The organism is Bacteroidota bacterium, assembly GCA_016718825.1.
GTDB lineage: Bacteria > Bacteroidota > Bacteroidia > J057 > JADKCL01 > JADKCL01.
The window spans coordinates 1-22738 of the sequence record JADKCL010000024.1; the positions used below are offsets into that span (position 1 = coordinate 1).

Consider the following 22738-nt stretch of genomic DNA (forward strand, 5'->3'; position numbering starts at 1 on the left):
GCTTGTGCTGCAACCGTTGGCGTCGGTGATCGTGACGCTGTACGTTCCAGCCGTCAAGTTGCTGACATCCTCGGTCGTTGCGCCGTTGCTCCAGTTGAAGGTGTAGGCTACACAATCTGCGCCGCCGGTGACGGTCAAGTTGATGCTGCCGTCATTCGCACCGTTGCAAGAGACATTCGTTCCGCAGACATAGGTTGCGGCTACGCCGGAGCTGACGAGCAATGCTGGCTCGGTGAGTGTGAAGCTTGAACTGGTCGAACAGCCGTTCGCGTCAGTGATGGTCACGCTGTAGTTACCAGCGGTCAAGTTGCTCACGTCTTCTGTCGTTGCACCGTTGCTCCAGTTGAAGGTGTAGGCTACACAATCTGCGCCGCCAGTCACCGTCAAGTTGATGCTGCCGTCATTCGCGCCTTAGGAAACTGACGATTCGTTCCGCAGACATAGGTTGCGGCAACACCGCTGCTGACCAACAAGGCTGGCTCGGTGAGCGTGAAGCTAGAGCTGGTCGAACAGCCGTTGGCATCGGTGATCGTGACGCTGTAGTTGCCAGCGGTCAAGTTGCTGACATCTTCGGTGGTAGCACCGTTGCTCCAGTTGAAGGTGTACGCCGTGCAGCTTGCGCCGCCGGTGACCGTCAAGTAGATGCTGCCGTCATTGGCACCGTTGCAAGAGACATTCGTTCCGCAGACATAGGTTGCGGCTACGCCGGAACTGACCAGGAGTGCTGGCTCAGTGAGCGTGAAGATTGAACTGGTTGAACAACCGTTGGCGTCGGTGATGGTGACGCTGTAGTTGCCTGCGGTCAGGTTGCTGACATCTTCGGTGGTAGCACCGTTGCTCCAGTTGAAGGTGTACGCCGTGCAGCTTGCGCCGCCGGTCACCGTCAAGTTGATGGATCCGTCATTGGCACCGTTGCAGCTGACATTCGTTCCGCAGACATAGGTTGCGGCTACGCCGGAGCTGACCAGGAGGGCTGGCTCGGTGAGCGTGAAGCTTGAGCTGGTTGAACAACCGTTGGCATCGGTGATGGTGACGCTGTAGTTGCCAGCGGTCAAGTTGCTGACGTCTTCTGTCGTTGCGCCGTTGCTCCAGTTGAAGGTGTAGGCTGTGCAGCTTGCGCCGCCGGTGACCGTCAAGTTGATAGAACCGTCATTCGCGCCGTTGCAAGAGACATTCGTTCCGCAGACATAGGTTGCAGCAACACCGCTGCTGACCAGGAGAGCTGGCTCGGTGAGCGTGAAGCTCGAGCTGGTTGTACAGCCGTTCGCATCGGTGATGGTGACGCTGTACGTTCCGGCGGTCAGGTTGCTCACGTCTCAACCATTGGCATCGGTGATCGTGACGCCGTAGGTGCCAGCGGTCAAGTTGCTGACATCCTCTGTTGTTGCGCCGTTGCTCCAGTTGAAGGTGTAGGCTGTGCAGCTTGCACCGCCGGTGACCGTCAAGTTGATGCTGCCGTCATTGGCACCGTTGCAAGAGACATTCGTTCCGCAGACATAAGTTGCGGCTACGCCTGAGCTGACGAGCAATGCGGGTTCGGTGAGCGTGAAGCTTGAGCTGGTTGAACAGCCATTCGCATCGGTGATGGTGACGCTGTAGTTGCCAGCGGTCAAGTTGCTCACGTCTTCTGTGGTCGCGCCGTTGCTCCAGTTGAAGGTGTAGGCTGTGCAAGATGCACCGCCGGTGACCGTCAAGTTGATGCTGCCGTCATTGGCACCGTTGCAGCTCACGTTGGTTCCGCAGACATAAGTTGCGGCTACGCCAGAGCTGACGAGCAATGCTGGCTCGGTGAGCGTGAAGCTTGAGCTGGTTGAACAGCCGTTCGCATCGGTGATGGTGACGCTGTAGTTGCCTGCGGTGAGACCGCTGACGTCCTCGGTCGTTGCGCCGTTGCTCCAGTTGAAGGTGTAGGCTGTGCAGCTTGCACCGCCGGTGACCGTCAAGTTGATCGAGCCGTCATTGGCGCCGTTGCAAGAGACATTCGTTCCGCAGACATAGGTTGCGGCTACACCGCTGCTGACCAACAAGGCTGGCTCGGTGAGCGTGAAGCTGGAGCTGGTTGAACAGCCATTCGCATCAGTGATGGTGACGCTGTAGTTTCCAGCGGTCAAGTTACTCACGTCCTCGGTCGTTGCGCCGTTGCTCCAGTTGAAGGTGTAGGCTGTGCAGCTTGCACCGCCGGTCACCGTCAAGTTGATGCTGCCGTCATTCGCACCGTTGCAGCTCACGTTGGTTCCGCAGACATAAGTTGCGGCGACACCGGAGCTGACCAGGAGGGCTGGCTCGGTGAGCGTGAAGCTTGAGCTGGTGCTGCATCCGTTGGCGTCAGTGATGGTGACGCTGTAGTTGCCAGCGGTCAAATTGCTCACGTCTTCGGTGGTTGCGCCGTTGCTCCAATTGAAGGTGTAGGCTGTGCAAGAGGCACCGCCGGTGACCGTCAAGTTGATGCTGCCATCATTCGCGCCGTTGCAGCTCACGTTGGTTCCGCAGACATAAGTTGCGGCCACACGCTGAGCTGACCAACAATGCTGGTTCGGTGAGCGTGAAGCTGCTGCTTGTGCTGCAACCGTTGGCATCGGTGATGGTGACGCTGTAGTTGCCAGCGGTCAAGTTGCTGACATCTTCGGTCGTTGCGCCGTTGCTCCAGTTGAAGGTGTAGGCTGTGCAAGATGCGCCGCCGGTGACAGTTACGTTGATGCTTCCGTCATTCGCACCGTTGCAAGAGACATTCGTTCCGCATGCATAGGTCGAAGGAACGCCACTGCTTTCCAGCAAGGCTGGTTCGATCAATTCGCCCGTTGCATAGGCCTGGCAACCATTCGCATCTGTCACAGTCACAGCCACCGCGATTGCAGGACCGCCGAAGCCGAAACGCCCAAGGTGCTCCAGTGAGGTATAAGGTGTGCATCCGCCAGCAGTGTTGGTGGGCGCGAACTGTTGCTTGCACCGTTGCAGCTCACATGCAGCCGCAAGCATAAGTACCCAAGCTGATATTCGCAGTCAACAAAGCAGGTTCGGTCAGACAATCGTCTCTGTGGTGAAACATCCGTTGTGATCCGTCGCAGTCACCGAATAGGTGCCTGCGGTGAGTCCGCTGATGTCCTCGCTCGTCGCGCCATTGCTCCAGATATAGTTGTAAGGAGCCGTTCCGCCATTCACCGTGTAGTCAATCGATCCGTCATTCGCCCCGAAGCAGCTCACGTTGAATCCGCAATTGCGAACCACAGCGCTGATCGCATCGGTCATCAATGGCGGTTCGGTCAGCGTGATCGAATTCACCAGGAAGCAACCGTTTTGGTCGGTAACCGTCACCGTGTAGCTGCCTGCACCCAAGCCGGTGACCAGTTGCGTCGTCGCACCGTTGCTCCAGGCGTAGTTGTAGGCAGTTGTGCCGCCGCTGACATTCGCGAAGAGCACCATCGATGCCGTTGCAGCTGATGTTCCATCCGCCTTGGTACACTTGCGGGATCAATGTGTTTGACAAGCTGTTTGGCGCGGTCAATGTGATGCTCGACGTCGAAGAGCAGCCGTTGGCATCGGTCACGGTCACCGTGTAGGTGCCTGCGCCGATGTTGCTCAAGTCTTCGGTCGTCGCGCCGTTGCTCCAGTTGAATGTGTAGCTCAGGCAGCTTGCACCGCCGCCGACTGCCAAGTCGATCGAACCGTCATTCGCCCCGTTGCAAGTCACGTTCCAGCCACCTTGATAGACCGGGCTTGTCAGGCCGATGTGAGCAATGCTGGCTCGGTAAGGGTCAATGTCGAAGTCGTCGTATTGCCGTTGAGGTCGGTGACCGTCACCGTGTAGGATCCTGCACCCAAACCATTGGCTGTGGCGGTCGTCTGACCGTTGCTCCACAAATAGGTGTAAGGCAAGCATCCGCCGGTGGTCGTTACCGTAGCGCTGCCGTTGGTGGCACCGTTGCAGGTCACGTTGTAGCCGCAAGCAACCGTCGGGCTGGCGGTTGTCGCTACCAACGGATCGTTGGTGACGGTGACCGTTGCAGCGCAAGTACTGCTGTTGCCGTTTACATCCGTCACCGTCAAGGTCACGTTGTTCACGCCCAAGTCATCGCAGGTGAATGTATTTGGATTCAACGTCGTAGTTGCAATACCGCAAGCGTCATTGCTGCCGTTGTTGATGCTGCTCGCCAATACCGCCTGACTGCCGCTGCTGCCGAGGTTGATGGTCAGGTTCTGGCAAAGCGCGATCGGCGCAATGTTGTCCTGAACCGTTACCGCTGCTGAGCAGGTGCTGCTGTTGCCGTTGACGTCAGTCACGGTGAGCATCACCGTGTTCGGGCCTGCGACATTGGCGCAGGTGAAGCTGCTGTTGTTCAGCGTGGTGCTAGCAATGCCACAAGCGTCGCTGCTGCCGTTGTTGACGGCCGAGGCGGTCGTGCTGCCATTACCGGCGCTGTTCAATTGGACCGTGACAGGCTGGCAAAGCGCGATCGGCGCGATGTTGTCCTGAACCGTTACCGCTGCAGAGCAGGTGCTGCTGTTGCCGTTGACGTCGGTCACCGTGAGGATCACCGTGTTCGGGCCAGCGACATTGGCGCAGCTGAAGCTGCTGTTGTTCAAAGTCGTCGTCGCAATGCCGCAAGCGTCGCTGCTGCCGTTGTTGACTGCCGAGGCCGTCGTGCTGCCGTTGCCGGCGCTGTTCAGTTGGACCGTGACAGGCTGGCAAAGCGCGATCGGCGCAATGTTGTCCTGAACCGTTACCGCTGCCGAACAGGTGCTGCTGTTGCCGTTGACGTCCGTCACGGTGAGGATCACCGTGTTCGGACCTGCAACGTTGGCGCAGGTGAAGCTGCTGTTGTTCAGCGTTGTGCTTGCGATTCCGCAAGCGTCTGAGCTGCCGTTGTTGACTGCCGAAGCCGTCGTGCTACCGTTGCCGGCGCTGTTCAGTTGGACTGTGACAGGCTGGCAAATGGCGATCGGCGCAACATTGTCCTGAACCGTTACCGCTGCCGAACATGTGCTGCTGTTGCCATTGACATCGGTGACCGTGAGGATCACCGTGTTCGGACCCGCAACGTTGGCGCAAGTGAAGCTGCTGTTGTTCAGGGTCGTGGTTGCAATGCCGCAAGCATCGCTGCTTCCGTTATTCACTGCCGAAGCAGTTGTGCTGCCGTTTCCGGCGCTGTTCAATTGCACCGTCACAGGCTGGCAAAGCGCGATCGGGGCGATCAAATCTTGGACTGTGACCGTGGCCGAACATGTGCTGCTGTTACCTGAAGCATCCGTAGCGGTGAAGACCACTGTATTGGCCCCGACGTTTGCACAGGTGAAGGTATTTGGACTTACAGTCGCGGTGAAAGGTCCGCAAGCATCAGCGGTTCCAAGCCCAACGACCGATGCGCCGATCGAACCGTTACCCAAGGCATTCAATTGAACCGACGCATTCGTGCAAACCACTACCGGAGGCGTTACGTCGATTACCGTTGCAATCGCCGAGCAAGTAGAGGAGTTTCCGCTACCGTCGGTGATGGTGAGACCACGGTATTCGCACCAAGATTCGCGCAGTTAAACGTATTCGGAGTCAAGCTAGCAGTGAAAACCGTACAATTGTCTCCGGAACCGAGACCAACCACCGAGGCACCGAGCGAACCGTTGCCGGTACCATTGAGTGTTACTGTGGCATTCGAACATACCGCAGTCGGTGCGATCAAATCGCGCACTGTCACAGTTGCCGAGCAGGTGCTGCTATTGCCATTGACATCCGTCACGGTCAAAACCACCGTGTTGGCACCAAGGTTGGCGCAGGTGAAGCTGCTGTTGTTCAGTGTCGTGGTTGCAATTCCGCAAGCGTCATTTGAACCGTTGTTGACTGCCGAGGCAGTCGTGCTGCCGTTGCCGGCGCTGTTCAAGTTCACCGTCACATTCTGGCAAATCGCATTCGGAGCTTGAACATCATTCACAGTTACCGTGAACGAACATGTCGCAGAACCGCATGGATTCGTCGCTGTGATCGTCACGGTTGTCGTTCCACGGTTGAAGGTCGAGCCGGAACCCGTACCTGTGCCTGAACCTGTGGTCGCGCCCGAAAGCGTGTAGGCAAGCGTTGGGGTCGGTGCGCCCGTAACGACAGGTGCGTAGGTGACCACCTGCGTGCAGAGGTTGAGCGCCGTATTCACGGTGATGTTGGCTGGGCAGCTGCTGAATGCAGGTGGCTGACAGCTCACTTCACCACGGACTGCGAAGTCAAATGGACTTTCGTTGCAATCGCTGTTGTTGATCAAGACGGTTGCATTGTACACGCCGAGTGGCGAGGCCAAGAAGGTCACTGTAAAGGTAGTGCTTCCACTTGGGGCCACCGTTGCAGGCAAAGTGATGCCGCCGACTGTGAAGTTCGAAGCTTGGGCGCCCGCCATCGTGATGGTCGAAACCGTCAGGTTGGAGGTGCCGCTGTTTTGAATGGTGAATGTCCTTGTGACCGGAACCGCAGGGAACGGCGTACCGAAATCGGTATGATCCGTCACTGTCGGGGTCAAGTCGCCGTCGACAATCGTCACCGAGTTGCCGGTCACGTTGATTTCAGGAGAATTGACCGTCACGTTGAAGCTGCAGGTTGCAGTTTGACCATTCGCAGCGGTCACAACATACGTGTTCGTGGTTGTGCCGAGCGGGAAGGCAGCGCCTGAAGCAAGACCTGCGGTGCGCAATGTCGTCTGACCGGGGCAATTGTCGCTGCCCGCCGGGGTGCTGTAGCTCACCACCGCGCTGCAAAGTCCGGGGTCGTTGTTGACCGTCACGTTCGCAGGGCAAGTGATCGTCGGGAGTTGATTGTCGACGACCGTTACCGTGAATGAACAAGCAGCAGTGTTTCCAGCGACGTCCGTTGCAGTTGCATTGACCGTTGTCGTTCCCACTGCAAACGTGCTGCCGCTTGCCGGGCTGCTCACTACGCTGGAAGAACAGTTATCCGTGGTCGTTACCGTGAACGTCACCGGTGCACTGCAAGCATTCAAGGTGTTGTTCACGCTGATGTTGGCAGGGCAGGCAATCGTCGGATTGGTATTGTCTACCACCGTTACCGTTGCCGTACAGGTGCTCTGGTTGTTGTTCACGTCGCGTACCGTCAGGGTCACCGTATTCGGGCCGCGGTTGGCACAGGTGAAGCTGCTCGGGCTCACCGTCAGAGGTTGCCAAACCGCAAGCGTCTGACGAACCATTGTTGACCTGCGCAGCGGTTACCGTCGCATTGCCGGAGCCGTTGAGAGCTACCGTCACGTTCTGGCAGACTGCCGTTGGTGCTGTCACATCTTGGACCGTGACCGTTGCTGTGCAGGTATTCGTGTTGTTCGAACCGTCCGTAGCCGTCAAAGTGACCGTATTGGCTCCGACATTGGCGCATCCGAAGGTCGAAGGAGACACTGAAACCGTCGGGACACCGCAGTTATCCGTGCTGCCGTTGTTGACCGCTGCTGCAGTGACCGAACCCGATCCGCCTGCATTCAACTGGATCGTGACATTCCGGCAGATTGCGACCGGAGCCTGCTGATCTACAACATTCAAGTTGAAGGTACAGTTCGCTGTATTGCCGTTCACGTCGGTTGCCGTCAACGTCACCGGAGACACTCCGATCGGTGCACTGGCAAGGTAAGCGGGGCTTTGGGTGACCGAGGCCACACCGCAGTTGTCGTTGACCGTGGCTGTGTTGGTGCTTGTAATTTCAGCGGTGAAATGTGTGTCGTCGCAACCTGCGTCAAACTTCGGATCGATCGCGAAGTCGATGCGGTCTCCACAGGCAACCGTGGTAGGAACATTCAACGTGACCATCGAACCGGGGATATTCAGGTAATTCTGGATCTCCACACCGTTTTTGAAGACGCGGATGTTGGCACCATCGCCGCAAGAGGTGTTGCGGTCATAGAATTGAATCCGGATATTGACAGCTCTCGAATACGTGCTGATCCACCTGCGAACGGCCCATTTCAGGTCATTCACACCAGGGTGGCCACCATTCGCATCCAAATAAGGCGTGCTGAATGCTTGGGCGTCCTGCCATACGAATCCGGTCCAAGTTGGCAGATTCGTAAAGTTGTTGGAGGAGTTGGCGAAGTATTGACCGTAGAACCAGTTGCGATAGCCTTGGCCGCCGAAGAAGTCCGTGCTGCTGTTGGTGATCAATGTCGTGCCCGTCGTGATGAAATTCGGAACCGTTGCCTGGCAGAATCCATCCGCACACATCGTGACCGGAGCAGGGCAAACGATCGTAGGAGGTGTATTGTCACGTGTGATCACGACATCATCCTGCGAATCCGCGCAAAGACCATTCAACAAGGTCCAGCGGAAGGTATTCGGTCCGACACCCAAACCTGTGACTCCCGAAGTCGGGCTCGTAGGTGTGGTGACCGTGCCGGTGCCGCTGACCAAGGTCCAGGTGCCGCCACCTGTCGTTGGAGTATTACCCGCCAAAGTCGCAGTTGTGGTACAAACCGATTGATCAGGTCCTGCATTCGAAGCTGTGAATTGATTGACCGTTACCGTCACCGTCGCACAGTTGGTCGTATTACAAGTGCCTTGAGCGCGGACGAAATAGGTCGTCGTGGTTGTCGGGGTCACCGTAACCGAAGGACCGGTTCCCACCAACGTGGTTCCGCAGCTTCCCGAATACCAGTTGTAAACCGCGCCGGTTCCCAAAATGCCACCCACTTGTGTGAGCATTGTCGGGGTTCCGTTGCAAACCGTGGTCGTTCCGGAGATACTGGAAGGTTGGGTCGAACCCGTGTTGATCGTGATCACCACATCGTCCGTCGAAGGCAAACAAGGTGCATTCGAAATCGTCCAGCGCAGGGTGTACGTGTTTCCGGCCACGCCCGTGAAGGCCGAGGTCGGGCTCGAGGCCGTTGCGATCGAGCCGCCAGCGCCCGAAATGATGCTCCATGCACCGGTACCGTTGGTTGGGGTGTTAGCCGCCAAGTTCGTGGTCGTCGCGCAGACAGCCTGGTCAGGTCCGGCATTGGCGATCGTTGTAGCAGGCGTTACCGTGATGGTGCCGGTGGCTGTCGAAGTACAGCCTGCCAAGCTCGTCACCGTTACCGTGTAAGTCGTGGTAACCGATGGCGAAACCGTCAACGTTGCAGTCGTTGCACCAGTGTTCCAAGCGTAAGTCGCTCCACCAGAGGCAGTCAGCGTCGCAGAGGATCCGACGCAGATATTGGTGCTGCCTGTAACAACAGCCACTGGCAACGGATTGACTGTCACCGTGCGCGTTGCAGTCGAAGTGCAACCGGCGCCGCTGGTAACTGTGACGGTGTAGGTTGTCGTTGCCGTCGGATTCACCGAAATGGAAGCTGAGGTTGAACCCGTGCTCCATAGATATGTGCCACCGCCCGAGGCGGTCAACGTTGTGGATTGACCGGTACAGATGGTGTTGGTGCCAGCGATCGCTGCAACTGGAAGTGGATTGACCGTCACCGTGCCAGATGCAGTTGCTGTGCAACCTGCACCGCTTGTCACCGTCACAGTGTACGTCGTCGTCGATGTTGGATTCACAGAAATGGAAGCGGTAGTCGCACCGGTATTCCAGAGATACGTGCCACCGCCAGAAGCCGTAATTGTAGCCGTTTGGCCGTTGCAAATCGTTGCGCTCGTAGCGGCTGCGGCTGGCAATGGATTGACGGTCACCGTGCCTGTCGCATTAACTGAACCGCAACCACCTGTCAAGGGGATGCTGTAGTTAAACGTACCTGCTACTGTTGGCGTACCGCTGATGGTGATTGTATTCGAAGCCCAAACTGCGGTCACACCTGCAGGCAAACCCGTTGCTGCGCCGATGCCGGTCGCACCGGTTGTCGTGTGTGTCATATTCGGCGACAATGCCGTGTTGACGCAACGTGTCTGCGGGGTTGAGGCAGTAACCGTGTTGTTGGGGGTAACCGTAATCGTGCCGGTTGCATTCACCGCACCGCAACCACCTGTCAAGGGGATCGAGTAGTTGAATGTACCTGCAACAGTAGGTGTACCGCTGATGGTAATCGTATTCGAAGCCCAAGTAGCAGTCACGCCAGTTGGCAAGCCCGTTGCTGCGCCGATGCCGGTTGCTCCGGTTGTCGTATGCGTCATATTCGGCGAAAGTGCCGTATTGATGCAACGTGTTTGTGGGGTTGAGGCTGTAACCGTGTTGTTGGGGATTACGGTGACGGTAACCTGTGCACATGTTGTCGTGTTGCAGGTGCCTGTGGCACGCACAAAATAGGTCGTCGTGACCGTCGGTGACACCGTGATCGATGATCCAGAGCCCGCCGATGTGCTGCCGCAGCTTCCGGTAAACCATTGGTAGGAGGCGCCCGTACCCAAAGCACCACCAACTTGCGTCAGCGTTGTGCTACCGCCAACGCAAATAGAAGTTACGCCGCTGACGCTGGTAGGGGCAGTTGAAGGTGTATTGAGGGTCACGGTTACTGGTGTCCTCGTTGCAGAAACACAAGCTGCTGCCAACGGAGAATTCCAAGCGATTACGACTTGCCCATGGCCAGCTCTCACACCGGTGGAAGTTGATCCTGCAGTGACACCCCCAAGGTAGGAGGAACCACCGCCGCCACCACCGCCGCCGACACCTGAGCCGTCACTAGCTCCGCCGCCGCCGCCGCCACCGAAATAGCCGCCGCCGCCGCCGCCGCCTGCAACGTCATATTGACCATTGGCACCGGTGCCACCTGTGCCGGAAACACCAATAGTTCCGACGTTTCCGCCGCCTCCATCGGCAGCTCCAGCATTACCACCGCCACCTGCGGTTCCACCACCTCCATAGTTAATTCCCGATCCAGGGTAAGTAAAGCCACAGTCGTAGGCAGCACCACCGTTGGTGCCAATGGCACCACCAGCACCACCGCCGCCACCACCGCATCCGCAAGGCTGGCATGAACCATTGCAGTAGTCGCGTCCGGCACCACCTCCACCTGCTGCAACAATCACACGGTTTGTGAGGGAAACGCCACCCACGCGCACGTCGGATGCGCCACCACCACCAGCGGCAAAGCCACCCGAACAGCTACCTCCAGCAACACCAAGTCCACCGGTTCCACCACCGTTGAAACCACCAGTTCCAGAAGCATCGCCCTGGCCACCCACATAAACGTTGAGTACCTGACCCGGGGTTACGGCAAGCGTTCCAGTTGCAGAACCACCAAGACCGCCCGTCGAATTGGTTGTCAAACGGTCATTGGGATTTCCTCCCTGTGCGCCCAGCGCAGTTATCGAAATTGAAGTCACACCGGATGGAACCGTAAATGTTTGAATTCCGCCGTTGTAGTTGAATGTTTGCGAACCGCTTCCACCGCCGGAAAGGGTTACTGCCTCCGCATAATAAGTGGTTGTGGAGCCAGGAGACACCAAAAAGTTGGCGCCACTTGCTGTAGTGCCAATGGCTACCCCACCCGACGGAACTGTATACCAATTGATATTGTTTCCGGTTGAAATGGCATTCAGGTTACTTGATGCACCAATGCATATCGCAGAAGGGCTCGCAGTAACAGAAGTCGGAGATGCAGGCACTGGCGTTACGTTAATCGTAGTTGAGATACATCCCGTTGTGTTACAAGTCCCAGAATATCTTGCGAAGTACGTGGTCGTAGAACCAGGCGCAACCGAAATTGAAGCACCGCTGCCGACGAAAGTACTACCACAACTACCCGAATACCATTGTACCGAGGCACCTGATCCGAGAGATCCGCCGACCGCAGTGAGCGTCGTGGCAGTTCCCGCGCAGATTGTGGTTGCCCCTGAAATGGATGTAGGAGCGACGGATGCCGAATTTACATTCACCGTGACCGAGGCGCATCCTGTGATGTTACATGTGCCAGAATATCTCGCAAAATAAGTCGTAGTTGAACCCGGCGTTACTGAAATCGAAGCACCGTTTCCGATGAATGTACCTCCACAGCTACCGGAATACCATTGAACGACAGCTCCTGTACCCAACGAACCCCCAACGGCGGTAAGGGTAGTCGATGACCCTGCGCAAACGGAGGCTATGCCCGAGATGGACGTTGGTGCGACGGAGGGTGAATTTACAGTGAGGGCGAGATTATCGTCCCCTGCCATGACCACGTTCACAAAACTTGACCCATTTGAATACAAGGACAAGTCACCATAGAGCGTTGCCGAAGGGGTTATCGCGCTCGTGTAGTTGACGACCCCGTTTTTCTTGTAGACAATTTGATTGTTACTTGTCCATTCGACGCGGAATACATCGCCAGTGTTATAGGGTCCCAACGAGGCTGGGTTGCCACAATTCTCGTAGATGTACTCATTGCCATCGGCAGCCAAATAGATGGCGTAGTCGATGCTGCAATAACTATTGTCAGCGGCGGGATCGGAATTCAATCCCATCATTTTGTAAGTATTCGTTTGACCAGCCTGAAACTGAATGAAGCCACCTACCCTTACATTTTGTAAGCTGTAAGCACCCGCATCCCATCCATCGGGACCATTCTTGGTAATCGAGTTGCCGCTGGTGAATGCATTGCCGGAAACTGCGGTCCACGCGATATTTTGTGAAGACCCTGTAAATACGACCCCGCAGGCATCTGTGACTTTCCTGCGATAATAGATCGTCCCAACTGTACCTGGAGGGGTATATGTTACCCCTGTGGCTCCGGGGATATCCGAAAAGTTGATGTTGTCGTTGGACGATTGCCATTGGTAGGCATAACCGCCACTGCCACCGACCGCAGGGTTCACGCTTGTGAACGCCACGGGACTGCTGCAGGTGACCTGATCAGCTTGTATCGTACCGGCACCAAGCGCATTGTAAACTGTGACCGTGACGGATGCGCAACCCGTGGTATTACAAGTGCCAGTTGCACGCACAAAATAGGTCGTGGTGACCGAAGGCGCTACGACGATCGAGGCGCCAGTACCAATTACGGTGCTTCCGCAAGAACCTGCAAACCACTGATAGGTTCCACCTGTTCCAAGAGCGCCGCCGATCTGCGAGAGGGTGGTACTCGAACCTGCGCAAAGCGTAGTCCCACCAGAGATGGAGGATGGCTGTACCGAATTTGAGTTGACGGTCACCGTCACCGATGCACATGCAGTTGTATTACATGTCCCAGAATATCGGGCGAAGTAAGTCGTCGTTGAACCCGGCGTTACGGAAATCGAGGCACCGTTACCAAGGAAAGTCCCTCCGCAAGCACCCGAGTACCATTGAACCACAGCTCCTGTTCCCAACGAACCACCAACTGCGGTAAGCGTTGTCGACGTCCCTGGGCATACGGAGGTTGTACCGGAGATCGAAGACGGTTGAACCGAGTTTGAGTTGACAGTAACCGTAGTTGTTGCCGAAGAAACGCAACCGCTAGCATTCGTGGTGAGGGTATATGTCGTCGTAGATGTCGGGCAAGCCGTGGTTGTTGCAGAATTCGGAGAACTAAGGCCGGCACTTGGTGTCCAAGAATAGGTGGTTACCGAGCCAGAAACGATATTCACGTCGTCTACATACCAGCCACTATTTGCAGTTCCCGGTCCACAGCAACCGTCACCGGTATCATACCGAAAGCGAAGACGACCATTGCTTGTCGCTGGCACGGATGAGGTCAACGTCACTAAACGCCAAGTTGCATCACCATAATTGTGAAGGTCAGCGTTAAAGGCAGTGACCATCGGTGTCCAAGTTGCTCCACCGTCAGTTGAATAATCTACGAGTTCCGTATCGTAATAACATGGCCATCCACCTTCGTTGTTTGAGAAGGAGCGGAATGAAACGGTCAATGTCGAGGCGAACGAAAGCGTCGGAGACATGATATAAGAGTTCTCGGCCCCTAGATTTCCATAGTTAGGTGTTCCAAAGCTTGTGCTTCCAAATCCCCAAGCTTGGATGCCCCAAGTGGGCGCAATAGATCCCGCGCCACCACAAGTACTTCCTGCACTCAATATGGACCAACCTTGTGCGCTGCCGTTAAAGTTGTAAGTGGTGTTGGTTCCACCGCTTCCGCCACCTGAGACGGATCCAGAAAGCGTTGTACATCCGCCTGCACAAATCGAATTGGGGGACGCAGATGCGGTTGTCACGCAAACAGGCGCAAGAGGAGTGATGGTAATTTGTCCGTTGCCAGACCTTACACCCGCGAGATTGCTTTGGCTGCTTCCTCCATTGTATGAGCCGCCGCCGCCGCCGACACCATAGAAGGTGCCACCGCCGCCACCGCTATATCCGCCGCCACCGCCGCCACCAGTCCATGAGTACCAGTCGCCGCCGCCGCCGCCGCCAAATCCGCCGAATCCACCAGTGCCGCCACCTGCACCTCCAGCACCACCATTGACAAAGGCAATCCCTGGTTGTGCCACACCATTGCTCGCACCGTTTCCATAAAGACCACCTCCTCCAGCTCCAGAATCATAATAAATGCCGCCAGCGACTCCGCCTCCGTTCCCTCCAGTTCCGCCCGTCCCGCCTTGTGTGCCCTGATAGTTATACCCATCGATGCCATTTTGGCCAGTGGTGCTGGTCGTCCCGCTTGCGTTTCCCGAGCTAAATGCATAGCCAGGGTAGTACCCGCCACCACCGCCACCAGCGATCACAAGCGGAATATTTGCACTTGTCGTTACAAATGATCCTCCCCCACCGCCTCCTTGGGTGCCTGCTCCTCCTTGTCCACCAACGAGTACTTTCAACACCTGTCCAGGAGTAACACTCACTGTGCCGGTAATAGAAGCACCCAATCCACCAGGAGTTCCAGAAGAACTTCCCCCTTCGGCACCCAAAGCTTGGATGGTAATGGAGGTCACTCCCGACGGCACCGTGTAGTTCTGCATTACACCCACATAATTAAACGTGGTCGCCTGAGACCAACCTAGATGGGCGATGCAAAAAACGCTTAGAAACAGCATCACCGCTCTGAAAGCGGTAATTTCTGAAGTCTTCTGAATGCCCTTTGTGTATTGAGTCGCTTTCATAAGCTTTACTGATGGATTCATTACTTGATCGTGAAGAGTGTTGGGTTTGTCTCGATCGTTTTTTTCTGATCAGGCCTCAGGTTATCAAACTCGGCCTTTGTCAATACTGATTTGGTAATCTCGTGATCATCCTGATGCTCCAATATCATCCTCTGAACCGCTGGTGGTAACATAAGAATCTGACTAGCAGCCATTTGCTTGGGTAGTCCTTTCATCGATTGCTCTGCAACTTTCACCTCGTTTGCAGCTTCCTGTGGCTGAGTGATTTCCTGCTGAGAATCAGAGGCTGCGTTTGACCCCGCAACCGCGTACACCTCCACCATGCCATTTTCCAACACCTTATATTGCTCTGGATGTGCAAGAATGTGTTCTTGGCGCGAAGGGCACTGTTCCTTGAAAGAGATCGTGGAAACAACCGTCGGTTTTTGCGTTGAAATCGTTGTCGATGACACCACCGATGATTGACCAAGCACTTGCATTTTTATAGCAAGCGAGAATAGAACAAGGAGAATAGCTACAGGTAACGTTTTCATATTGACTGAACTAAGCATTTTTTTCGACCAATTTTAAGGCTTGATGAAGGCTTTTACGATGTTGATGTAATCCCCAAAAAAATTCAAAATTGAGAGATCTAGGTGAATGGAATACATACAAACCGTGTATGTGTATATTGTCAGGATAGCTCACTTACAGGACTTACCCTGCGCAACAAGTTGAATTTGTGCTTTCAAATCCGTGAGCGTTTGCCCGGCAGCCACTTGAATCGCGACATTGCCCGTGGCTTTGTCAACCGTACAGCTGACAACACCCAAACATTCTTTCAAGGAAAGAAACCGCTCCTGCATCAATTCCAGCGAATTGCCGGGAATCTTTGCAAGTTCTTCGCCGCTCGCACTCACCAAACGATCCGTATCGACCATTAAAGCCAAAGTTGTCAGCGCACCTTCGGCTTCGATGCCGGTCACTGAAACCTCGATGATCGCGATATTTTTCGAGGTAGGAACAGCCGCACCTTGTGCCTTGACGCTTCCGAAAAAGGCAACCACACCGAAAAGAAACATGGTTGCATTCAAAACGATTCGTATTTTCATAACTTTCACCAATTTCAAACCCAATAAACAACCAGCCCACATCACCCAAGGGCAATGCGGTTCCGTTTGACTTTCCAATTGTGGGTTTCCCCTAGTGTGCTTTCGTCGCGAAAAGTTGATTGACTTCCAGCAAACCGATTCTAAGTACGTAAGAAAAATCGCAGATTCCAAGGCCATTCGAAAAAAAATACTCAAAAACGTAGAATTAAGATTTCCTTAAAATCCAGCTTTGAGTGACTTAGAGGCCATTCTGCTACTGTCCTAATTACCGGAATCAACGAAAAACAAAACAAACCACATCAAATACCAAAATCCATAAACATCTATTAATCAAGACATTGTAAGACAATGCAAAGAAGATACCTACCCGATACCTAGCCTCCACAACCTAAAAACTCCGGAAACAACGGCAATCGGCAAGTCATTGTTGCCCATTATGGATGTAAGAATTTAGCGGGATTTTGAATCAGAATAAAATTCCACCATCGCCCTCTTAAATGTGGATAAGCTACTAGATTCAAATCAAAATCCAGCGGAATCGACCTGCAATGTGGTCTATGACCAAGTCCATTTTCGACCTCCATCAGACAACATAAGCGCTGACTTTTCTGAAGGCCTTCTTGAAACGCTATGAAAGTCCGATCTTCGAAAGAAATTTACGGAGAGGCCTACCTTCCATTAAACCATCCGCCCGATCGGCAGTCCAATCCCCAAACATCATGAAATTGATTATGAAAAAGCTATTCTCCCTCCTCACCTGCCTCGGCCTTTGGTCGGGCATCACATTTGCCCAAGGGGCAGATGCCGTTGGTATTCAAGACAGTACCGGCATGCCCGGTGACAATTTCAGCCTTGAAGGCGCCCTTCAACAGTTTAAAGAGGCCACCTCTCTCGAAGACTTCGAGCAGCGTCTCAATACGGAAGCCAACGGCGTCAACAACCTCGACCTCAACCAAGACGGCGAAACGGACTACATCCGCGTAGAGGACCATCTCGAAGGTAATGCCTATGCCATCGTCTTGCAAGTCCCTGTGAATGAGACCGAATCCCAAGACATCGCCGTCATCGAATTGGAGAAAAACGGCGATGCCTCCGCCATCCTGCAGATTCTCGGTGACGAAGAGGTCTACGGGGAACAGGTCATCGTCGAACCCACGGGCGATGACGTAGAAAACAGCAATGGCCGCGGACCCGCCATGCCCGAAATCACCTATTCCCCTGCCGTGGTCGTCAATGTCTGGGGCTGGTCGACCGTGCGGTTTGTGTACGCACCCGCATACCGCCCCTATGTTTCACCTTGGAAATGGCGTCATTATCCGGGCTGGTACCGCCCATGGCGTCCGGCGCCTTGGCGTAGACACCATATTCTATGTGCACCCTTCCGCGCGCATTACCGTCCCGTAACCACCCACCGCGTTGTCGTCGCCCACGGGGTTTACCGTCCGCATCGCCATACCTCCGTCGTCGTCGTGAACCACTACCGTCCGGCAAGGGCGCATTACCAGAAGCGCCAAGTCACAGTCGTCAAAGGTCCAAGAGGCGGCACCAAAGCAGTCGTGGTCCACAAAGGACCAAGGGGCCGCAGGTAAACCACACCGCAGTTTTGCGCCATACCAATTTGCCAATTCAGAAGCAATTCCGGGTTGGCAAATTGGTTTTTGGGGTACTGATGCCGCCCCGAGTTCGGGACAGGCTTTAAGAACATTTGACTCCGGGGTAACGCGAAACGAAGTGGCACGCCCATGAGGCGCCGGAATTCGGAATTTCATAGGAAATGCTGCGCTTTCCGACATAGCTCAACACTTCATCCACGAACTACCACCCGAAATCTTCTAAACCTCACTGCAAGGGGAAAGATCCCGAAGGATACAAGGTTACCTCCCCGCAACTGTCAAGAGTACCTGTCACATTGCTGAGCCCAGGAACCGAAGGTCCGGAAAAATTGAGCTTTCTACGGGCCGTCATATTCACGTGAGATAGATCTACACGGAAGAGATCCTAGTTGTTGGCGTCTGTTTGCTGCTCCACGATCGTAACCGGCATTTCTCGTTAGCCTCAAACGCGACGATGAAGCTGACCTCCCGCACTGCCAAAACCAACAATGGATTCGCAGATTCCGCCTTTTTATGCGCAGGACTGCTTCGAAGGCTGCTGCATGGTTCGAGGACGAAGATTTCCTCAGATGGTACCAATCCTAGCAGAATGAATCTTTCACGCAGATCGGAAATACGTGCACGATTCTTCACGTTCCCCTACCCTGCGATTTGAATGATGGGGGTTGGCATGTTTTGCGTGAATTGTTTTACCTTTGAAACGAACACATTGTCTGACTTTCATGCTACCAATATGAGCAAGTTTAATTTGGCCTTTTTAATGTTTATTGTGTTGAACTTTGGGGTATTCGCTTCAGGCCCTAATCCAACAAATGCTACCACGCCCTCGCTCCTTTTCGTTGAAAATGCGGGACAAGTTCTGGATCAACATGGTCATTCCAAGCCCGAAATACGGTTTGTCGCCAAGCAAAACGGAATGAAGGTTTTCGTTCATAACCAAGGCATCCATTATCAATTTGAGAAGATGGATCCGCAAGCGTTTGGGGCAATGGAGGAGCGAAAGAATATCGCGGATCTTTCCAGCCGCGAGGCATTGCCCTACGAGACTTACCGCGTTGACATGCAATTAATTGGAAGCAATTTACAAGCCGATGTCGTGGGTGAATTGCAGCAGGAATACTACGAAAACCATTACAATGTAGAGGGAACTCCAGAAGGCATTACTGGCGTGAGATCCTACCGTCGCCTTGTTGTACATGACGTTTATCCCAACATCGACTGGGTCCTCTATCCGAATGCGGATGGCCTCAAATACGACTTCATCGTGCATCCGGGTGGCAATCCAAATTCGATCAAAATCAAGTATGCAGGCGCCGTCTCGACGCGTCTCAATGCGCAGGGGGACTTGGTCTTGATGACACCTTTTGGCGAGATCAGAGAAGAGGCCCCTCAGACGTTTACTCCGGAGGATCATGTACTCATTCCTTCCAGGTTTGTTTTAAGTGGTGACACCGTGCAATTCGAAATCGGAGCCTATGACCCCAAAAAGGAGCTTCAAATTGACCCCACGCTGATTTGGGCAACTTACTATGGCGGAAGCCAAAGTGAGCGGATTGAAAGGATCACGTCCGACTCATTGGGAACCACCTATTCGTATGGATATTCTTTCAGCGCTTCGGGGATCGCCATGGGAGGCTATCAAAACACCCTTCTTGGAAATGTAGACGTATTTATCGCGAAATTGAATGCTTCAGGGGTGCGGGAATGGGCTACCTATTACGGTGGCACCTCCTATGAGGAACCGGGTGGCATCGCTTGGGATCCTGCTGGTTTCCTTTACATCACCGGGTATACGCGTAGCGTAAACAATATTGCCTTTGCCGGTTACCAAATGACCTACGGCGGAGGCATCAGTGGGGATGCCTTTATTGCCAAATTTAACCCGATGGGGCAACGGATATGGGCAAGTTACTATGGCACGATTAACGTTGACTACGGTTCAAGCTGTGCCATCGGAAATGGTGGGAGCGTGTACCTGGGCGGAAGCACCCAAAGTCCATCAGGAATCGCCTATTTGGGACACCAAAACACTTTCGTAGGAAGTCCAAATGATGCATTTTTAGTAAAATTCAGCAGTTCTGGCGCAAGAATATGGGGAACCTATTGTGGCGGATCGGGGGATGATCAAGGGCTTGACCTGACTACCGATAAGTTTGGCAACGTGTTTCTTGGCGGACTGACCTACAGCCCGAATGTGATGGGCGTTGGAGGACACCAAACAGTTTTGAGTGGGCCCGCAGATTTGTTTGTCACAAAGTATGACAGCAATGGTGTGCGCCTTTGGGGGACCTATTACGGAGGTGTCAACGGAGAGAACTTTGGATCAATAGCAGCCGACCGATTTGGGAATCTATATCTTTGTGGTGGAAGTAGCAGCACGACCGGCATTACCCAAAACGGCTATCAAAATACCGTTTCCGGCGCAGGAGATGCATTTTTGGCAAAGTTTACTCCGAATGGTACGCGGCTTTGGGGCACCTATTGGGGAGACCATCCGCTTGTCCCTGAGTTTGCACTTGGGCTCACGGTGGACCGAAACGACAATCCCATCATCGTGGGCGAGGTTCGGGGCGGTAACTTAGTGAATTACAGCCTCCCAAGCACCACATTTGGCTATTCCGATGTGCTCTTTGTCAAATTCAGCCCGCTCGGTGCGCCTATTTTTTCGTCAACCTTTGGCGGCAATGTAGCTGATGTAGGGTACGCGGTCACAACCGACAAATTTGGGAATATTTACATCGGGGGAATCACTTCATCTGATTCTGCATTTGCCTTCAATGGCCATCAAATGGTGCTGGGTGCAAATAGCTTTGATGGATTCATTGTCAAATTTGCAGATACCTGCACCTCCATTTTGAGTCCTCCGATAGCTGTTTGTCAAAATACCACCATCAGTCTCAACGGGATATCATCGCCGGTCAGCGGGGCCGCGATTGCTTCGGGAAGTACCACAAGCTGCAATGGATTTCTCTCCATGACAGCTTCACCCTCCGTCGTTACCTGTTCCGATATTGGAACGCAATCCGTTTCGGTGACCGTTTTTCAACCAAGTACTGGATTGTCAAGCACTTGCAACGCCATGCTCACGGTGCAGGATGTGGTGCCGCCGAGTATCACCTGTCCCTCCAACGTAGTCGATACCGCAGCGGTAGGTCAATGTTCAAAGCAGGTCACCTATCCTTTCCCTACCACAACAGACAATTGTTATGTGCCCGTTGTGACGCAGATTGCAGGACTTCCTTCCGGAAACAACTTTCCTGGCGGAACTACCACCAATACATTTTTGGCTACCGTAAGCAACGGGCAGACTGATACATGTTCATTTACAGTCACGATACAGGACCTGCAGGCTCCAACCATCACCTGTCCCTCCAATATGACCCTTGCCGCAACGCAGTTGTCCTGTGATCGCGTTGTGACCTTTGTTGATCCCATTGGCCAAGACAATTGTCCCGGGGCGATAACGACCCAAATTGGTGGGACCGGCAGCGGCTTGACCTTTTCAATTGGAACGACGGTGAATTTATTTCGAGTCACCGATGCGCAAGGAAATACTGCGTCTTGTTCCTTTGAGGTTACGATCACTGACCAGCAAGCCCCATCCGTCACTTGCCCAGCAAACGTACTAGCAGGGACGAATCAAGGCTCTTGTGGCGGCCTCGTATCCTATTCGAGCCCTTTGGGTACAGACAATTGCCCGGGAGCTGTCGTCACTAGAATTGGAGGAAACGCCTCAGGAAGCTATTTCCCGTTGGGTACGACGACGAATACCTTCATGGCCACCGACATCGGAGGCAATACCGGCACTTGCAGTTTCACGGTCACCGTGTATGATAACTCCCCTCCGCTCATCACTTGTCCCAACAATGTCACACAAACAGCGGCAATTCGAAGCTGCTACGGAACGGCAAACTTCAACCTTCCTAGCGCATCCGACTTCTGTTCCGGAACCACCTTCACGCAATTGGCGGGAAGTCCAAGCGGAAGTCAATTTCTTGCCGGCGTTACGCAATTGGTGTTTCAAGCGACAGATGCGTCGGGCAATACTGCTACATGTGCATTTAATGTGACCATCACGCCCAATAACTTCGTTTCACAATCTTTTACGCAGTGTCCCGGGTTCAGTATTCCTGTTGGAAACAACACGTATTCAACTTCAGGCACTTACGTCGATACATTGACCGCCGTGGCAGGCTGTGATTCCATCGTGACCACCAACCTCACGATTTCCCAGGGCGTAGATACAGGAGTCACCGTGGCTGCCAACAGCCTAACCTCCCAATCCATGTTTGCGATTTACCAGTGGTTGGATTGCAACTCCATGCTTCCCATTCCTTTTGCGACCACACAACAGTTTTTTCCAACCTATAGTGGTTCATTCGCGGTTGCCTTGAGCATTGGTAATTGCCGAGACACTTCCGATTGTTACCCGATTGTGAATGTTGGTGCGCAAGATGCTCATGATCAAGGTATCAACGGATTTCCAAATCCTACGATTTCAGCATACAAAATCCTTTTCAATCCAGTGGTGCTCGTTGCAAAAATCAAGGTGACGGATATGGCAGGGAAGGTCCTGTCCCAACATCAAGTTGAGAATTGTACCGAATTTCATCTCGATTGTTCCAACCTCAGCAAGGGCATGTATTTGATCGAAGTGACGTCGGAAGGGAATGGTTCAATGGATCAATCTCGAAAGACATTACGTTTTGTGAAAATATAAAACATACTCACGTTCAATGCTTTAGCTCGGACCTGAACGAAACTGCCATTTTCAGTTTCCAAGTACCTTGAAGAATAGTTGCTGTTTATGGGTTTTGGAGATCAGTGAGAATGCGTTTTGAAATTTTTGAGGCAATGCATTTCAAGTAAAAAGTTCGAAGCTTTGATGTCCAACGAATGCACCCCACTTCGAACGCAAGTTTGAAGGAATAATTTCGCTGACTGAGGTCCAACGAATGCACCCGATTTCGGGTGAACAATGCAAGGAAATCTTCGAGAACTGATGTCAAATCATGCACCCCATTTCGAATAAACAATTCCAGAAACGGTAGACAAACTGCTGTTAAAGGTACTAACCCCATTTCGAATGAACAGTTCAAAAAATCAAATGCTTTTGGACGCAGTTCA

13 protein-coding genes and 1 pseudogene are annotated in these 22738 nt (G+C 53.8%); 2 read left to right on the top strand and 12 right to left on the bottom strand.

Translation table 11 applies throughout. From position 1 onward, the window contains the following. From IPN95_21375 to IPN95_21430, 12 genes and pseudogenes are all read right to left on the bottom strand, one after another. Positions 1–381, bottom strand: a 381-nt coding sequence (locus tag IPN95_21375; GenBank protein ID MBK9451918.1) for a SprB repeat-containing protein, incomplete at its 3' end; no start/stop codon positions are given. A 2-nt stretch (positions 382–383) separates the two neighbouring features. Beyond that, on the bottom strand, positions 384–1313 hold the full coding sequence (locus IPN95_21380; GenBank protein MBK9451919.1) for a SprB repeat-containing protein: 930 nt from the start codon (positions 1311–1313) through the stop codon (positions 384–386). Between the two features lie 3 nt (positions 1314–1316). Next, a complete protein-coding gene (locus tag IPN95_21385; protein MBK9451920.1) occupies positions 1317–2507 on the bottom strand; it encodes a SprB repeat-containing protein in 1191 nt (396 codons plus the stop codon). Next, positions 2455–2976, bottom strand: coding sequence for a SprB repeat-containing protein (locus IPN95_21390; protein ID MBK9451921.1), 522 nt, complete (start codon positions 2974–2976; stop codon positions 2455–2457). Before IPN95_21390 ends, IPN95_21385 begins: the two co-directional genes overlap by 53 nt. Before the next feature lie 42 nt (positions 2977–3018). Beyond that, entirely contained in the window at positions 3019–3201 is a 183-nt protein-coding gene (locus tag IPN95_21395) for a SprB repeat-containing protein (protein MBK9451922.1), read from the bottom strand. Continuing rightward, positions 3179–3688, bottom strand: coding sequence for a hypothetical protein (locus IPN95_21400; GenBank protein ID MBK9451923.1), 510 nt, complete (start codon positions 3686–3688; stop codon positions 3179–3181). Before IPN95_21400 ends, IPN95_21395 begins: the two co-directional genes overlap by 23 nt. 29 nt (positions 3689–3717) lie before the next feature. Then, entirely contained in the window at positions 3718–5418 is a 1701-nt protein-coding gene (locus IPN95_21405) for a SprB repeat-containing protein (protein MBK9451924.1), read from the bottom strand. Between the two features lie 20 nt (positions 5419–5438). Continuing rightward, complete coding sequence (locus IPN95_21410) at positions 5439–6335, bottom strand: HYR domain-containing protein (protein MBK9451925.1); 897 nt, start codon at positions 6333–6335, stop codon at positions 5439–5441. A 213-nt stretch (positions 6336–6548) separates the two neighbouring features. Continuing rightward, positions 6549–6905 (bottom strand): annotated as a pseudogene (locus IPN95_21415) (HYR domain-containing protein). A 16-nt stretch (positions 6906–6921) separates the two neighbouring features. After that, a complete protein-coding gene (locus tag IPN95_21420) occupies positions 6922–14907 on the bottom strand; it encodes an HYR domain-containing protein (protein ID MBK9451926.1) in 7986 nt (2661 codons plus the stop codon). 20 nt (positions 14908–14927) lie between these two features. After that, on the bottom strand, positions 14928–15440 hold the full coding sequence (locus tag IPN95_21425; protein MBK9451927.1) for a hypothetical protein: 513 nt from the start codon (positions 15438–15440) through the stop codon (positions 14928–14930). A 150-nt stretch (positions 15441–15590) separates the two neighbouring features. Continuing rightward, positions 15591–15998, bottom strand: a complete 408-nt coding sequence (locus IPN95_21430; GenBank protein ID MBK9451928.1) for a hypothetical protein — start codon at positions 15996–15998, stop codon at positions 15591–15593. A 731-nt stretch (positions 15999–16729) separates the two neighbouring features. Between IPN95_21430 and IPN95_21435 the strand changes: the two genes are divergently transcribed. Both IPN95_21435 and IPN95_21440 read left to right on the top strand, forming a co-directional pair. Continuing rightward, positions 16730–17587, top strand: coding sequence for a hypothetical protein (locus IPN95_21435; protein MBK9451929.1), 858 nt, complete (start codon positions 16730–16732; stop codon positions 17585–17587). 940 nt (positions 17588–18527) lie between these two features. Next, positions 18528–22331, top strand: coding sequence for an HYR domain-containing protein (locus IPN95_21440; GenBank protein MBK9451930.1), 3804 nt, complete (start codon positions 18528–18530; stop codon positions 22329–22331). The last annotated feature ends 407 nt before the right edge of the window (positions 22332–22738 follow it).

What these genes read in the sequence shown, in the direction of transcription:
- IPN95_21440 (MBK9451930.1), top strand. Translation starts at nt 18,528, where the DNA reads ATGAAGGTTTTCGTTCATAACCAAGGCATCCATTATCAATTTGAGAAG.
- IPN95_21435 (MBK9451929.1), top strand. Translation starts at nt 16,730, where the DNA reads ATGAAAAAGCTATTCTCCCTCCTCACCTGCCTCGGCCTTTGGTCGGGC.
- IPN95_21420 (MBK9451926.1), bottom strand. Translation starts at nt 14,907, where the DNA reads ATGAAAGCGACTCAATACACAAAGGGCATTCAGAAGACTTCAGAAATT.
- IPN95_21390 (MBK9451921.1), bottom strand. Translation starts at nt 2,976, where the DNA reads ATGCTTGCGGCTGCATGTGAGCTGCAACGGTGCAAGCAACAGTTCGCG.
- IPN95_21425 (MBK9451927.1), bottom strand. Translation starts at nt 15,440, where the DNA reads ATGAAAACGTTACCTGTAGCTATTCTCCTTGTTCTATTCTCGCTTGCT.
- IPN95_21430 (MBK9451928.1), bottom strand. Translation starts at nt 15,998, where the DNA reads ATGAAAATACGAATCGTTTTGAATGCAACCATGTTTCTTTTCGGTGTG.